At 69.5% G+C, this 15261-nt stretch carries 15 protein-coding genes and 1 pseudogene; 4 read left to right on the top strand and 12 right to left on the bottom strand.

What is annotated here, in order from left to right; translation table 11 throughout:
• Positions 1-217: 217 nt before the first annotated feature.
• The 4 genes from VF536_RS13705 to VF536_RS13720 form a co-directional block, all read right to left on the bottom strand.
• Positions 218-646, bottom strand: a complete 429-nt coding sequence (locus tag VF536_RS13705; protein ID WP_331615410.1) for a TOBE domain-containing protein — start codon at positions 644-646, stop codon at positions 218-220.
• A gap of 4 nt (positions 647-650) precedes the next feature.
• Positions 651-1187, bottom strand: a complete 537-nt coding sequence (locus tag VF536_RS13710) for a nitrogen fixation protein NifQ (RefSeq protein ID WP_331615411.1) — start codon at positions 1185-1187, stop codon at positions 651-653.
• A complete protein-coding gene (locus VF536_RS13715) occupies positions 1154-1690 on the bottom strand; it encodes a molybdopterin-dependent oxidoreductase (RefSeq protein WP_331615412.1) in 537 nt (178 codons plus the stop codon). The genes VF536_RS13710 and VF536_RS13715 overlap by 34 nt, the downstream gene beginning before the upstream one ends.
• Positions 1691-1773: 83 nt before the next feature.
• Positions 1774-2997 carry a serine hydrolase domain-containing protein gene (locus VF536_RS13720; RefSeq protein ID WP_331615413.1) on the bottom strand — a complete coding sequence of 408 codons (1224 nt, stop codon included), beginning with the start codon at positions 2995-2997 and terminating at the stop codon, positions 1774-1776.
• A 24-nt stretch (positions 2998-3021) separates the two neighbouring features.
• On the opposite strand from VF536_RS13720, the gene VF536_RS13725 reads away from it, so the two are divergent.
• Positions 3022-3705, top strand: a complete 684-nt coding sequence (locus VF536_RS13725; RefSeq protein WP_331615414.1) for a glutathione S-transferase family protein — start codon at positions 3022-3024, stop codon at positions 3703-3705.
• A 38-nt stretch (positions 3706-3743) separates the two neighbouring features.
• Here VF536_RS13725 and VF536_RS13730 read toward each other — a convergent pair whose 3' ends face one another.
• The 7 genes from VF536_RS13730 to VF536_RS13760 are packed head-to-tail and all read right to left on the bottom strand — an operon-like array spanning position 3744 to position 12007.
• Positions 3744-4802 (bottom strand): ABC transporter ATP-binding protein, encoded by a 1059-nt coding sequence (locus VF536_RS13730; protein WP_331615415.1) that lies wholly within the window; start codon positions 4800-4802, stop codon positions 3744-3746.
• A gap of 55 nt (positions 4803-4857) precedes the next feature.
• On the bottom strand, positions 4858-5703 hold the full coding sequence (locus VF536_RS13735; RefSeq protein ID WP_331615416.1) for an ABC transporter permease subunit: 846 nt from the start codon (positions 5701-5703) through the stop codon (positions 4858-4860).
• Positions 5700-6533, bottom strand: coding sequence for a hypothetical protein (locus VF536_RS13740; protein WP_331615417.1), 834 nt, complete (start codon positions 6531-6533; stop codon positions 5700-5702). The genes VF536_RS13735 and VF536_RS13740 overlap by 4 nt, the downstream gene beginning before the upstream one ends.
• Entirely contained in the window at positions 6530-7486 is a 957-nt protein-coding gene (locus tag VF536_RS13745) for an alkaline phosphatase family protein (RefSeq protein WP_331615418.1), read from the bottom strand. Before VF536_RS13745 ends, VF536_RS13740 begins: the two co-directional genes overlap by 4 nt.
• Complete coding sequence (locus VF536_RS13750; RefSeq protein WP_331615419.1) at positions 7483-8565, bottom strand: ABC transporter substrate-binding protein; 1083 nt, start codon at positions 8563-8565, stop codon at positions 7483-7485. Before VF536_RS13750 ends, VF536_RS13745 begins: the two co-directional genes overlap by 4 nt.
• Entirely contained in the window at positions 8562-9737 is a 1176-nt protein-coding gene (locus tag VF536_RS13755) for an alkaline phosphatase D family protein (protein ID WP_331615420.1), read from the bottom strand. Before VF536_RS13755 ends, VF536_RS13750 begins: the two co-directional genes overlap by 4 nt.
• Positions 9738-9742: 5 nt before the next feature.
• Positions 9743-12007: a TonB-dependent receptor gene (locus tag VF536_RS13760; RefSeq protein ID WP_331615421.1), complete on the bottom strand. Its 2265-nt coding sequence runs from the start codon at positions 12005-12007 to the stop codon at positions 9743-9745.
• A gap of 298 nt (positions 12008-12305) precedes the next feature.
• Between VF536_RS13760 and VF536_RS13765 the strand changes: the two genes are divergently transcribed.
• The gene (locus VF536_RS13765) at positions 12306-13064 is read left to right on the top strand and encodes a DeoR/GlpR family DNA-binding transcription regulator (protein ID WP_331615422.1); all 759 of its coding nucleotides are present in this window, start codon (positions 12306-12308) and stop codon (positions 13062-13064) included.
• A gap of 194 nt (positions 13065-13258) precedes the next feature.
• Here VF536_RS13765 and VF536_RS13770 read toward each other — a convergent pair whose 3' ends face one another.
• Positions 13259-14227: a tetratricopeptide repeat protein gene (locus VF536_RS13770; protein WP_331615423.1), complete on the bottom strand. Its 969-nt coding sequence runs from the start codon at positions 14225-14227 to the stop codon at positions 13259-13261.
• Positions 14228-14398: 171 nt separating this feature from the next.
• Here VF536_RS13770 and purE point away from each other — a divergent pair, with 171 nt between their 5' ends.
• Entirely contained in the window at positions 14399-14863 is a 465-nt protein-coding gene (gene purE, locus VF536_RS13775) for a 5-(carboxyamino)imidazole ribonucleotide mutase (RefSeq protein ID WP_067283188.1), read from the top strand.
• Positions 14863-15261, top strand: a pseudogene (locus VF536_RS13780) (5-(carboxyamino)imidazole ribonucleotide synthase); the annotation flags it as partial. The gene purE and the pseudogene VF536_RS13780, both read left to right, overlap by 1 nt.

Consider the following 15261-nt stretch of genomic DNA (forward strand, 5'->3'; position numbering starts at 1 on the left):
CGGCGGCCTGACGCTCGGCGGCGGCCGCGCGACGGTGCTGCAGGGCGCGGTGCACATGGTGGTGTTCGTGGTGTTCCTGTTCCTGGCGGTGTTCCCGTGATCTCGTGATGCGCCGCCGCGTGCCGAGTCGCGCGGCGTGACCGAATGACAAGGGCCGCCCTCGGGCGGCTCTGTCGTTGGTGGCGTGGCGATGTATCGATCGCCGGCCAGATCGGGGTCAGTCGTTGACGCCGACGATCACGCTCGAGGCCTTGAAGATCGCGGTCGCCGCGACACCGGCGGCGAGGGCCAGCCCGGTGGCGCTGTCGTTGGTGACGACGGCCACGAGCAAAGCCCCCCCGGACAGCTCGAGGACGACCTCGCTGTTGACCGCGCCGGTCGTCACGGACTGCACGCGGCCCTGGAACTGGTTGCGTGCCGAGAAGCGGGCATTGCCGACATCGGTCAGCAGCACGACCGACGGCGCCTTGACCAACGCGAAGGCCTGACGACCGACCTTCAGTCCGAGCTCGTTGCGGCTTTCGCGCGTGACTGTCGCGACGACGCGAAGACCGGCGGCGGTCTCGATCTCGATCTCGTCGTTGATGCTGCCGTCGCGCACCGCGGCGACGGTGCCTTCGAAGAAGTTGCGGGCGCTGGCTTTCATGCGATCAATCTCCCTGGGCGATGAGCGGGTGGATGACGACGGACGTCTGCGCCGGCGCCGGATCGGCGCCGATGCAGACGGCGAAGTCGCTGCAATCATCGCACTTGGGCGGCCGCAGCCCCGGGCGGCCGAGCGCGTCGCCGAGGCTGAGGAACAGGTGGCGTTTCCAGCGCAGGTTCCTCACGTTGCCGTCGTGCAGCACGGGGAAGGCGAGGCGCATCAGGCGCGAGACCTGGGGGCGTTCCTCGAGCCCGAGGTCCTGCCAGAGGTGACGGCTGCCCATGCAGGCGCAGGCGAGCCATCCCGACAGGCGCGCATGCGGCGAATCCTTGGCGGCGCGATGCGCGAGCAGGAAGCGGTAGAGCGGCCCGGTGAGTCCGGCGGGATCGGGCGCGTTCGGCGGGAAGTCGCCTGCGTCGGTGCGCGACTGCACATGGCGGCCGACGGTCGCGAACAGCAGCCGGTCGGCCTCGTCCCACTGACGAGGCGCCTCGGCCAGGAGCCGCGTCAGAGCGGCTTGATCTCGATCCTGCTCAGCCATTTGACGTGACGGGGTCCGCTGCGCAGATCGCGACCGGAGACCAGCGCGATGCGGCCTTCGCCGTCATCGAGCGCCTGTCCGTCGCGTTCGAAGATCACCAGCACGCCGGCGCCGACGTCGGTGTTGGTCAGTTCCGGCCAGGAGAACGCGACCTTGTAGCCGTCGCTCGCGGTGGCGAGCACGGCCATGTACTTCCATTCGTGGCGATCCTTGCTGACGATGCCGGCCCGTTCCAGCACGGCGGCGAGCCGCACGCCGCGCACGGTGGTGGATTGCTCACGACCCTCGACCTCCTTCTTGAGCGTGAAGGTTCCGATCTGGTCGGCGGGGAAGGCACGCAAGTCGTCGACGGAGAGCGTCAGCGGCGCGCGCACGGCGCCGCTGACCTGGATCTTCTCGGTCACGGGGCCGGCGGCCCAGACCGCCGATACCATCGAGGACATCAGCGTGACGGCCACGCCGGCCGCCAGCGCGGCGCGACGGGTGAAAAGACGGATCGACATCGACGCTCCTGATCCCGACGCGCGGGCTGCGCGTCGATGGCGAAATATATCGCTGGATATGGCGAAGCTCGGATTCGCCCGGTTCAACGAGGCCACTCCGCCGCCTTGGGCCCGTACTCCCACGTGAACGGCACGCCCGTCTCACCGAGCACGCGCCGCACGATCGCCGGATAGAGCCGCTCGGCCATCACGTCGTTGGACAGCAGCACAACGCAGGCGCGGCGTCGTTCGACGCACACCATCGTGTTGCCGGTCTGGTCGTCGTGGCCGCCCTTGAAGTAGCCGCGTCCTTGCGGGCCATCGAAAACCACGACGCCGATCCCCGTGGCGAGGTCTGCCCGGCGCTGCGCCACTGGCAGCTCCGGCTGCAGCGTCGGGAACTGCGAGGCGATCGTGATCGGCGCCTGCGGGCGCGTCATCTCCGTCCGGCTCTTCGACGAGAGTCCGTCACCGCGCGCGAGCCCCGCCGCGAAGCGCGCGAAGTCGTCGATCGTCGTGTCCATCGAGCCCGCCGCGCGCACGCGGCTGCGCGGATCGTGCGGGACCCAGCGACGCGCTTCCGTCACGCCGTCGGCCAAGTTCAGCGCGAAGTCCGCGCGCCACTTCATGGCCGTCATCGTCATATCGAAGCGGTCGAAGACGCGGCGCTGCATCTCTTGCCCGAGGTCCAGCTTCAGGCGCCCCTGTTCGAGCACGAACTGCAGCAGGATCAGCCCCTCACCGGAGTAGCCGTAGCGGCTCCCCGGGTCAAAGTGGAAGCGCAGCTTCCCGTCCGGTTCCAGGAACGCGAAGTTGCCGAATCCGCTGCGATGCGAGAGCAGCAGGCGCGGCGTCAGCGCGCGCCATCGTTCGTCGCCGCGCAGGTCCTGCCACGGACCGTAGCGGGAGTCCTTCGGGTAGTCCGGCAGCGGTCGGTCCAGCAAGGTCGCGATCGACGCGTCCAGGTCAACCTTCCCTTCGTCGACGAGCTGCATGACCGTGTAGGCGAAGACCGCCTTGGTCAGCGAGGCGCCGTACATCACGGTGCCAGTCTGCAGCGCCTGCCCCTCGGCGTTGCGATGGCCGTAGCTGCGCACCGTGCGGATCTTCCCGTCCTCGATCACGGCGAGGGCCAGGCCCTTCACGTCGCCCGAGGAAACAGCCGCCCGGATCAATGACTCCGCGCCGTCGACGTCCGGCGACGTCGAGGCGACCGGGGATCGCGCGCAGCCGCCCAGCAATACGACCAACCCCATCGCGGCACAGGCGATGAGCGCGGCGAACACCGCGGCGGGACCGCGCGGGCTTTGCGATAACCTGTCTGTCACAGCAATCTCCTCCAGGTGAATGACATGGCGTTGAGCCTCCACTTCCATCCGCTGTCGTCGTTCTGTCACAAGGCCTTGATCGCCCTGAACGAACTGGACGTCGAGGTCGAGCGCCGCTTCCTCAATCTCGGCGACCCGGTCGAGCGGGCCGAGTTTCTCGCACATTGGCCGACCGGCAAGATGCCGCTGCTGATCGACGGGGACCGGGTCGTTCCGGAGACCAGCGTGATCATCGAATACCTTGCCCGCCACCACGCGCGGCCGGATCAGCACCTGGTGCCGGCGGACGGCGACGCGGCGCTCGAGGTCCGCTTGATGGACCGGCTGCTGGACCTCTACGTGATGCTGCCGATGCAGGCGATCGTCGGGGACCGGCTGCGCGCGGAGGCGGACCGCGATCCGATCGCGGTGGGCAAGGCGCGCGACACCCTGGCGATGGCCTACGGGATGCTCGACGAGCGCCTTGCCGATCGTACGTGGGCCGCGGGCGAGCACTTCAGCATGGCCGACTGCGCGGCGGCGCCCTCGCTGTTCTACGCGACGACGCTGGTGCCGTTCGCGTCATCGCAGCAGCGGCTCGCGGCCTACTATGCGCGGCTGATGCAGCGCCCCTCGGTCGTGCGCACGCTCGACGAGGCCAGGCCGTTCTTCAAGTTCTATCCGTATCGGGAAGCGTTGCCGGCGGAATACCGGCCTGAGGACGTCTGACGCGGTCGGACGCTTTCAGGCGCGGTCGGGCGTCGAGGCTATTCTTCGATCCACCGCATCGCCGGCTCCGCGATCGCGACCTGCAAGGCGCTGCCGGGCGCGAGCTCGGCATCCTCATGCCGACGCCACATCGTCAGTGTCTGGCCTCCCGGCCCCTCCAGCTCGCAGGCGACCCGCTGCTGACCCGGATAACTCGCCCGCAGCGTCGCCGTGAATCGCAGCGCCTCGCACGATGTCTCGTCACCGGCCTGTCCGTCGGCGAGCACCAACGCCTCCGTCGGTGCAATCCAGTGACCCGCGTCGCGACGCCACGCGCCGTCCAGCGTCTTCGCGTCCAGCCGGTTGAAGATCCCCAGGAAGTCCGCCACCCGCCGGTTCGCCGGCGCGCGCCGCAGTTCTCGCGGCGACGCGCATTGCGCGATGACGCCGTCGAACATGACCGCCACGCGGTCGGCGATCTCGAAGGCTTCCTCGCGGTCGTGCGTGACGATCACGCAGCTCTGCCCGAGCTCGCGCTGCAGCTGCCGGAACTGGCGCCGCAACGGCAGGCGGAAATGCTCGTCGAGCGCGGAGAACGGCTCGTCCATCAGCAGCAGCATCGGCCGCGTCGCCAGCGCCCGTGCGAGCGCCACGCGCTGCCTCTGCCCGCCCGACAACGCCTGCGGCAGCCGGTCCGCGAGCGCGCGCAGGTCGATGAGATCGAGCAACTCGTCCGCCCGCGTGTCGACCAGCGCGGCTTCCTCGCCCCGCGCGAGCGGGCCGAAGCGGATGTTCTCGCGCACCGACAGGTTGGGGAACAGCGCGTAGTGCTGGAACACCATGCCGATGTCGCGCAACTGCGGCGGGAGCGTCTGCACCTGCTGACCGGACATCGAGATCGTCCCCCGGTCCAGGCGCTGCAGGCCCGCGATCGACCGCAGCAGCGTCGTCTTGCCGCAGCCCGATGCGCCCAGCAGCGCCACCACCTCACCGCGCGCCAGCGTCAGGTCGATGCCGCGCAGGACCGGTCGCCCGCCCAGCGCCAGCTCGGCGCCGCGGACCGCGAGTTGCGCCGGCGGGTCGGCGTCGGGAGAAGTCGAAGGAGCGGTCGAGGTCATCGCACGGAGATCGTTGAATTGAGGCAGACACGCGGGGTCATGGTCTGATCCGCGTTCATCGGGGCGATGCGCCCGCGGTCCAGCGCCGGGTCAGCGCGGCCACCGCCGCGACGATCGCGCCGACGCCGGCGAAGGCCAGCACCATCAGCGCCGCCGCCTGGTGGCCGTTGGCGTTGCGCAGGCTGTTCATCAAGGGTTGCAGCAGCTCCAGCTGGCCGCCCAGCAGCAGGTTCGCGATCGCGAATTCCATCGCCGCCGTGACCCACGCGAGCAGGAAGGCGGCGAGCAGCGCCGGCGCCAGCATCTGCAGCAGCACGCGCCTGACCGTGTGGCCATCGCTGGCGCCGAGCGTCCGGCCGGCCTCGATCAGCGAGGCAGCGTTCAGCTGCGCGAGGGCCGATTGCAGCGTCTTGTGGATCAGGGGGAAGAGCGTCGGCGCGACCACCGCGACATAGACCAGCGGCAGCGGCAACCAGCCGCCCCAGCGGCCGACGAACAGCTCCAGCGCGCTGATCGCGATCACCACCGGCGCGATCGCGAACGGCAGCAGCGCGACGAGGTCCAGCGTACGCTGCAGTCGACGCGCGCCAGGGCCGTCGTCGAGCTGAACCGCGAGCGCCGCGGGGATGGTCGCCAGCGCGCCGCAGACCAGCGCCAGGGTGGCGCTCGCCAAGGCGAGCAGCGCCGTGCGCACCACCGCGCCCTGCACGCGCGGATCGACGACGGCATCGACGATCCAGCGCAGCGTCGGATCTTCCGGCCACCAGTGGCGATCCCAACGTCCGGTGAGGCCGTAGACCAGCAAGGCCGCCATCGGCACGAGCACCACGACCAGCAGCGCCGCCAGCGCGAACGACGAAATGAGGGGACGGTGGGTGGTGGCAGTCGACGCGGCGCTCATGCGCGACCCTTCCGAAGCCGCGCGGCCAACCAGCGCGTCAGGCCGATCACCAGCGCGAGCATGACGAACAGCACCAGCGCCAGCAGCGCCGACAGTTCGGGCTGCGCAAAGATGTCGCCGCTGACCAGCGACGCGATGCGCACCGCCAGCACATGGGCCGCGGTGCCGCTCAGCGCGAACGGCGTGGCGAAGGCCGCCGCCGCGTTGGCGAAGAGCAGGCCGAAGACCTCCACCAGGCTGGGCAGCATCAACGGCAGCCCGACGCGCCGCCAGTACAGCACCGGTCCCGCGCCGAGCGTGGCCGCCGCGTCCTGGAGCGAGCCGTCCAGCATCTTCACCGGCGCGATGAGGAGGAGCGTCGCCAGCGGCGCCTGGAAGCAGACATACGCCAGCAGCAGGCCGTCCAGCCCTTGGAGGTCGATCCAAGGCGCGAGCCCCGCGGCCTGCATCGTCGCGGTCACGACGCCTTGCGCGCCGAAGAGCAGCAGCAACGCCACCGCGAGCGGCACGCCGGAGAAGTTGGCGCCCAGGCTCGCGAGCAGCGTCACCGGGGATTCGAGGCGAGGGACGCGCAGCAGTGCGATCGCCGCGCCGAGCCCGAGGGCGAGGCCGATCAGCGCCGACAGCGTGCTCAGCCACAGCGTGTTCCAGGCCGCTTCGAAGTAGTAGCTGTCGGCGGTCAGCTCGCCGATCGCGCAGCCGTTGCCCTGGCCGACGCAGTCGACGAGCAGCGCGATCGCGCGCCAGCCGAAAGGCAGCAGCAGGGCCGCCGCCGTCAGCAGGAGCAGCGGGCCGGCGAGCCGCGTGGCGGTCCGCGCAGTCAGGCTCATGCCGTCGCGCTCCCCGGGGCGGCGGCGATGCCCAGCCGCTCCAGGATCCAGCCGGCGATGTCCCTCTGCCGCTCCGGCAGCGACAGGCCGACTGCGCCGTCGTGCGGTACCCAGACCAGCGGCACCTCGCGCTCGACCGGCAGCGGGCCGCCGTGCATGCGGTCCGCGTTCATGCCGTGGTCGCTGGTCACCAGCAGGTCGAAGCCTTCGGCATGCCAGCGCGGCAGCAGCTGCGCGAGCAGCATGTCGAGCTTGCGGGCGCTCATTGCGTACTGCGTCGATTCGCCGCCGTGCACGTGGCCGGCGAGGTCAGGCCCCATCGGATGGATGAACAGCAGCGACGGACCTTGCACCGGCAGGTGCGCGCGACGCAGTGATTCAGCGTCGGCGAGCAGGTGGCTGTCGGGGTAGTCGTCTTCCCAGTACCAGCGCGCGGCCTGGAGGCCGCAGCCCGCAGGCACCGCGTCGCGATGCTGCAGCGGATCGAAGATCTCGCCGGCCAGCAGCTCGTAGAACCAGTGGTACGCGGCGATCGCGGCCGGAACGCCTTGCGCGTCCAGCTGCTGGAAGAGATGGTGCGAGAGCGCCTGTCCGGCCTGGCCGTTGCCGAGGATGCCGTGCGTCAACGGCGGCTCGCCGTTGATCACCGTCGCGTACAGCGGGCGCGAGAGGCTCGGAAGCTCGCAACGCAACGAGCGCCACTGCGCGCGACCCGCCTCGTTGAGCGCCTGCAGGTAGCCCATGTAGTCGCGCGCGGTATCGGCGCGCAGGCCGTCGGCCAGCAGCACGACGAGCTTGCGCGCGGGATCCGCCGCTTGAGCGATCGCGGCCGCTGCCTCGGCGGCGGCATCGATCGACGATCCGGACGTGGACGACGTTCCGGCCTGCGCTGCGCCCGAGATCGCGTCGACCGTCGTTGCGACACCGGAAGTGGGATTGCCGCTCGGGTTCATCGTGCCGCTCCCAGCACTTCGCGCTGCCACGCGCGAGGGAGTTTCTTGACCTCTTCCGTCCAGAGGGCCGGCTTCAGCGCCCGCGCCTTGGCGTACTGCGCTTCAGGCACCAGCAGCGCCTTCAGGTCGGCCGGCAGCGGCAGCTGTGCGATCCGGATCGGCCGCGCATGACCGCGCGCCAGGTTCATCTGGCCGGCATCGCTGAAGATGTACTCGCGCGCCAGCATCGCCGCGTTCGGATGCGGCGCCCAGCGGTTGAGGATGGTCGTGTAGCCGCTGGTGACCGATCCGTCGGACGGGATCAGCACCTCGTAATCCGCCGCGTTGGGCAGCTTCGCGCGGTAGGACAGCGCGTTGAAGTCCCACAGCAGGAAGACGTCGGCCTCGGCGCGCTCCATCAGCGCGGGCGTCGCGTTGGTGCCGATCAGCCGCTTGTCCCTGGCGATCTGCGCGAACGCGGCCAGCGCCGGCTGCAGCTTCGTTTCGTCGCCGCCCAGCGCCACCGCCGCGGCCAGCACGGCCGCGTTGGATTGGGCCGCGCGGCCGACCTCGCCGATCATCACGCGCGCCTTGGACGCGAACAGCGCCTGCCAGCTGCGCGGCACGTCCTTCAGCCGCTTGCGGTTGACCGCGAACGCGATCGTGCCCGTGTACGCGAGCGCCCAGTGCCCCTCGGCATCCTTGGCCCAGTCCGGCACCTGCGCCCAGGTCGTCGGCTTGTACGGCTGCGTGATGCCGCGCGCCTTCGCGATCGCGCCGAACTCGAAACCGACGTCGCCGAGGTCCGCGCTCGCGTTGGATTTTTCGGCCTCGATCTTGGCGATCTCCTCGGCGCTGCTCATGTCGGTGTCGACATGGACCAGGCCGTAGAGCCGCTGCAGATCGGCCCAGGTCGCGCGCCAGTTGGCCCAGTCGTCGGGCATGCCCAGGCTGTTCACGCGGCCTTCCTTGCGCGCGGCAGTCATCAGCGCGTCCAGCGCCGCCGAGGCCGGCTGGCCGCCCTGGGCCAGGGCGTTCAAGGCAAAAGGCCCGCACAGGGCGGGCAGGGTCCGGAGCAGTGAGCGTCGGGACAAGGTCATGCGGTCTTCTCCTTGGCCGGGAAACGCAGGCCCGACAGCGTCAGTTCCTTCGTCACCTTGGCCTTTCCATTCACGTCGCACAGCGCGAAGCGCAGGCGAAGATCATCCTCCCCTTCGGTGACAGGCTCGACATCGAGCATGCCGAAGTTGAGTTCCGCCATCACCGCCGAGCGCCGGTTGCGGTTGGGCGTGGGGATGTCCCAGACCTCGGTCAGGCCGCTGGAGGTCGCGTCCCACAGCGGATAACCGCCGGCGACGTCCACGCTGGACATCTCCGCGTAGTGCATGTCGCCGCTGAGGAACACGACGCCTTCGGCGTGCGTCGTGCGGATCAGCTCGACCAGCCGGTCGCGCTCGCGCGGGAAGTTGGCCCAGCCTTCCCAGCCGCTGCCGTCCGCCGCGAACTGCACGCTGGAACCGATCAGGCGCACGTCCGCGGGCACGCGCAGCTGCGCTTCGAGCCAGGTCCATTGCGCTTCGCCGAGCAGCGTCGCTTCGGGCCGGTTGTCGGGCACGTACCAGCCCGTCATCGGCTGTCCGCTGAGCTTGGCCCGCAGCACCATCGCCGCGTAGCTCGACTTCAGCGATGGGTCCGCCGTCAGCATCGTGCGGTTGAAGCGCAGGTCCGGCAGGATCACCTGGATGCGCTTGCCGAGCGCTTCGAAGACATAGCTCTGGTAGATGCCGTCCGCGCGCCGGCGCGGCGAGTCCGCCGGCTCGTTCCACGCATCGCAGAACAGCTGCTGCGAGAGCTGCTTGAGCGGGTAGTCCGCGCCTTCGTCGTCGTCGCCGAAGTCGTGGTCGTCCCAGATCGCGACGTGGCGCGTCGAGCGCCGGAAGGCCTGCAGCGGCTCGACCGCCATGAACTCGGCGTAACGCTGGCGCAGCGTGGCCTCGTCGCGGGCGTCGGCATACAGGTTGTCGCCGAGGAAGACGAACAGGTCCGGCTTGGCCGCCCCGATCGCGCGCCAGATCGGCTGCGGCTTGGACTGCTTCGCGCAGGAACCGAAGGCGACGCGGAAACGCCGGGGCGCCTCCGCGTCCTTCGCCGAAGACACCGGGGTGTCCGCGGGCGATGGCGTCGCGCAGCCCGCGAGCGGAACCGCCAGCGGCGTGGCCAGCGATCCCGCCAGCAGCAGCTGGCGGCGCGTCAGGCGGGAGGCGCGCGTCATGAGGCTCAGAACTTCCCGGTCAGCGTCACGAAGAACTGGCGGGGGGCGCCCGGCAGCAGCGTGGCGTAGGTGCCCGTCGGGTCGCTGTTGGTGAAGCCGTTCGAGCCGATCGTCGAGATGTAGTGCTTGTCGAACAGGTTGGTCACGCTGCCCTGCAGGCTCAGCTCGCGCAGCATCGAGACGTTCTTCAGCTTGTAGCCGGCGCTGACGTTCACCAGCGTGCGGTCCGGGACCGAGGCGTCGTTGGTGTACGAGTAGTAGCGCTTGGACATGTAGTCCACGCCGATGTTGCCGAACAGCGCGCCGTCGTCATAGCTGAGCTGCGACTTGATCATCGTGTCCGGCGCGTCGGCCACGCGCTTGCCGCGGATGGCGATCGTGTCGGTGCCGCTGACCACGTTGTCGCGGTAGGTCGACTTGGACAGGCTCACGCTGTTGTACCAGCTGATCGCCGAGGCCAGGCGGAAGGACAGCGCCGCTTCCACGCCGGTGGCGCGCACGTCGCCGACGTTGGACAGCACCACCGGGTTGCCCTGGATGCCGGAGCCTTGCTGCACGCTCAGCAGACGGTCCTTGAAGTTGACCAGGTAGGCGCTGACCGAGCCTTCGTAGCCGCGGCCGCTGGTACGCCAGCCGGCTTCGACCGTGTCCGAGGTCTCAGGCTTCAGGCTGCCCTTGATCGCGTCGAAGCCGGCGGTGGTCGTGGCGAACGGCGAGGTGCCGGTGGCCGCGCCCTGGTAGGCGCGCATGTTGCGGGCCAGCGTGCCGTAGAGCTCGTTGTTGGCCGACAGGCGGTAGTTGATGCCCAGCTGCGGCAGGAAGCCCTTCTCCGCGCTGATCGAGCCCGACGGCATGCCGGTGCCCTTTTCCAGCTGGCCGTCGATCTTGACCTTCAGCGCCTTGAAGCCGGCGCCGACGGTCAGGTCCTGGGTCACCGACCAGGTGTCGGACAGCGAGAACTGCGAGGTCTTCGTGTTGAACGCGTACTGCCACTGCGTCAGGAAGGGGTTGCTCGGGAACTGGTAGACGCTGGTGTTGGCCGAGGCGGCGTAGAAGCGGCGGGCCTGGTCGAAGTCGTTGTCCTCGAACCAGACGCCGGCCTTGATCAGGTGGTCGCCGAGGTCGAACTCGGCGTTGGAGACCACGCCGCCGCGCTTGATGCCGTACTCGGTCGTGCGCACCGAGATCGGCGTGCCGTCCGGCGAGGCCTGGTACGGCGTGAACCACAGGCCCATGCCCTTGTTGTGGTGGTAGTAGGCGGTCGTCTTCCAGGTGATGTTCTGCGCCAGGCGCAGGTCGGCGGAGACGCCGTAGAGCTCGTCGTTGCGCAGGCCGGCGCCGGCGTAGTACTGGTCGTCGCAGGCGGCCACGTAGGTGCTGCCGTTGTTGCCGCACAGCGTGTTGGCGGCGTTGATCGCGGCGTTCCAGTTCGGGTAGAAGTTGTCGAGCGTGTCGCCCTTGCGCTTGATCAGGTCCAGCGACAGATCCTGGTAGTCGACTTCCTTGCGGCGCGAGGTGTTGATGAAGGCCGACACGCGGCTCTCACCGATCGCCTTGCTCCACTTCAGGTTCCACTGCTCCTGCTTCTGCTTGCCGTCGCCCTTCCACTTGTCGGCGTCCTGGTTGGTGTAGCTGAGGTAGAACTCGCCCAGGTCCGAGCGGCCGCTGTCCACGCGCACGAAGGTGCGGGCGGCGGAATCGCTGCCGATGGTCTGCGAAGCGCGGAAGCCGAACTTCTGCAGCGGGTCGCTCGAGTAGAACTGCAGCGTGCCGCCCAGGTTGCTGGACGAGGCCGCTTCCAGGGCGCCGGCGCCCTGCGACAGCGAAGCGCGGCCGACGTTCTCGCTGGAGATCGCGCGGCTGATGTGCAGGCCGTTGAAGTTGCCGTAGGACATGTCGCCCAGCGGCACGTCGTCGAGCGTGAAGCCGATCTGGTTCTGCGAGAAGCCGCGCACGGTGAAGCGGGTCGACCACTCGTAGTTGCCCAGGCCGTCGGCGGACTGGAAGTTCACGCCGGGCAGGCGGGCGACGGTCGCCAGCGGGCTGCTGCCGGCCAGCGCGTTGTCGAACTCGGTCTGGCTCAGGCTCTGCACGGAGCGCAGCTGGCCGCGGCCGACGGAGACGGTCACGCGCTCGAGCTCGGAACGCTCGGAGGACGAGGCGGCCGTCGTGTCGGCGGACTTCGGGGCGTCGGTCGATTGGGCGGCAGCGGGGGTCAGGTAGGCCAGGCTGAGGGCCAGGACCAGGGCGGTGGGCATCGGGTGCTTCATGGTGGGGACTCGGTGCGTTGAGGTGTCGGAGGAGACGTCTGAAGAGGCCTCGGAAAAGAAGCCGGTTTGACTAACGAACGACCCGCACTGTCACAACCGTCCACGACAACACAACGACAAACACGAAAAACCACAGCCGACTTCGCGTCAGGTGCTGGATATCCACAACATCACAAATAAATCCTCAAACTGTCATGAAGGCGCTGCGTGGATTTGGGTGAATGCGAAGTCCGGTGACGGCCGAACCCATCGACAGGGATGCGGCGGGCCAGGCACCGGCAGGGAGAACGAGCGATCCATGTGGTCCCAGGAACGACACGACAAAATCCTCTTGCTGCTGCGGGAGCGGCACCGTCTCACGACCGATGAGGCGGCGCGCGAACTCGGCGTGTCGCGCGAGACGGTGCGGCGCGATCTGATCGAGCTGGAGCAGGGCGGGAAGCTGGCCCGCGTGCATGGCGGCGCGGTGCAGTCGGAGGTGCCGGCCGAGGCCAGTTATGCCGAGCGGGCGCAGTCGCGCCGGCGGCAGAAGCAGGCGATCGCGCGGCAGGCGATGACACTGGTGAAGCCGGGGATGAGCCTGTTCATCGATGCGGGATCGACGACGCATGCGCTGGCGCAGGCCTTGGCCCAGGCGCAGGAGCTGCGGGTGATCACCAACTCGGTCGCGGTGTGCGACGCGATGGCGGGGCGCCAGGGGCACGAGCTGCTGATGCTCGGCGGCGCGTACGTGCCGGAAACCTCGGGCACCTTCGGGGAGTTCACCGTCGCGGAGATCGCGCGGCATCGCGTGGACATCGCGCTGATCTCGCCGACCGCGCTCGACGTGCGGCAGGGCGCGTCAAGCTACCTGTGGGCGGAAGTGGCGGTCGCGCAGGCGATGCTGGCGCGGGCGCGCCAGCGGGTGCTGCTCGCTGATTCCAGCAAGCTCGGGCAAGGCAGTCGGATGCAGGTCTGCGAATGCGCCGACATCGACGTGCTGGTCACCGACAACGAGGCGGATCCGCAAGAGCTGGATCGGCTCACCCGCGCCGGGGTGGCGCAGGTGATGTTCTGAGAGGTTCAGTACTTTCCACCGCCGCTGGCCCTCACCCCCACCCTCTCCCGCAAGCGGGAGAGGGGGCCACCCCAGTGATCCTGCTACGAATGGCTCGGTGCATTCTCACTCCCTCTCCCGCTTGCGGGAGAGGGCGGGGGTGAGGGGCGCGCGCAGCGCGCTGGGTCTAGGCAGGCATAGGACGTGGGGTCAGGTCAGAACAGCGCCATGCTGAGTTTGCGGCGGTACTGGTCGACCAGCGGGTCGGCCGGCGCCACGGTGTTGTGGCCGGACAGCTGCAGGCCGCCTGCCTGGGGCGCTCCCGCCGCGCCGTGACCATGCGCCGCCTGCGCGGGCTTGGTCATGATCTCCAGGATCGAGACGTAGGTCTTGCGCGCGAGTTGCTCGTTCCAGGTCTTGTCCCGCATGATGATCTCGAGCAGCTCCTCCATCGCACCGGTGAAGTCGCGGCCCGCGAACAGGCCCTGCGCCAGCGCGAAGCGCGCGTCGAAGTCCCGCTTGTTGTTCGCGATCGCCGATTGCAGCGCGGCCGGATCCAGGCCTTGCTCGGCACGGTCCGCCGCCGCAATCCAGGCGGCCAGCGCCTGGAATCTCGCATGCGGCGTGATCGTGTCCGCCGCCTGGTGCGCCACCGGCGCGAACGCCGCCTTGGCGTGTTCCAGCTGATCGTCTTCCAGCAGCGCGCGGATCAGGTCGAAACGCGCCGCCTCATTGTTCGGATCGGCCTGCACCGCCGCCTGCAGCTTCTCCAGCGCGCCGTCGGCGTCGCCTTCCTCGAGCAGCGCCTGCGCCTCGGCCAGGTCCTCCTCGGCCTCGAGCGCCTCGCCCGTGGGCACGTGACGGTCCAGGAACTCGCGGATCTGCGCCTCGGGGATCGCGCCGACGAAACCGTCCACCGGCTGTCCGCCGACGAACATCACGCAGAACGGGATCGAGCGCACGCCGAAGGCCTGGCTCAGTTGCGTGGCGATCTCCGGCTGGTCGTCGCTGTTGAGCTTGGTCAGCTTCCAGCGACCCGCATACGCCACCTCCAGCTTCTCCAGCATCGGACCCAGCGTGCGGCAGGGGCCGCACCACGGCGCCCAGATGTCGAGCAGCACCGGCTGCTGCATGGAGGCCTGCAGGAGGTCCGCTTCGAAGTTTTGGAGGGTGATGTCGGTCATGGTGGGGGCAAGGGCGGAAGCAGGCAGGCGGTGGCAGCAGGCCACTCGAACGGCAAGAACGGCACCTGAGGCTGCCCGCCTACAATTCAAGGTTTCACGATTTGACAGATCGAGGACCGACCCGTGAGCAGCGCCACCACTCCCGACATCGCCCCCGTCATCGGCGTGGTCATGGGTTCCAGCAGTGACTGGGAGACCATGAAGCACGCCGCCGACATTCTCACCGAGTTCGGCGTGCCGTTCGAGGCGCGGGTCGTTTCCGCCCACCGCATGCCCGACGAGATGTTCGCCTACGCCGAACAGGCCGAAGGCCGCGGCCTGCGGGCCATCATCGCCGGCGCCGGCGGCGCCGCCCACCTGCCGGGCATGCTGGCCGCCAAGACCCTGGTGCCGGTGCTCGGCGTGCCGGTCGCCAGCCGCCACCTGCAGGGCGTGGATTCGCTGCACTCGATCGTGCAGATGCCCAAGGGCATCCCCGTCGCGACCTTCGCCATCGGCAACGCCGGCGCGGGCAACGCGGCGCTGTTCGCCGTGGCCGTGCTGGCCCGCGACAACCCGGACCTGCGCGCCAAGCTCGACGCCTTCCGCAAGCGCCAGACCGCCGCCGCCACCGCGATGACCGAGGAGCTGCGCTGATGCCGCTGCTGCCGGGTGACGCGACGCTGGGCGTGCTGGGAGGCGGCCAGCTCGGCCGCATGTTCGTCCACGCCGCCCAGGCGCTGGGTTACCGCTGCGTGGTGCTGGACCCGGACGCGGCCAGCCCCGCCGGCGCCGTCGCCCAGGAGCACCTGAAGGCCGACTACCTGGATCCGGCGGCGCTCGACGACCTCGCGCGCCGCTGCGAGGCGATCACCACCGAATTCGAGAACGTGCCCGCCCGCGCGCTGGAGCATCTGGCGCGGGCGCGCGTCGTCGCGCCCGGCGCGGCGGCCGTGGCGATCTGCCAGGACCGCGCCCGCGAGAAGGCCCATTTCGATGCGAGTGGGGTGCCCTGCGCGCCGTATGCCGTCCTGGGCGCCGCCGCGGACCTGGAC

This window comes from Roseateles sp. (genome assembly GCF_036486225.1).
GTDB lineage: Bacteria > Pseudomonadota > Gammaproteobacteria > Burkholderiales > Burkholderiaceae_C > Roseateles.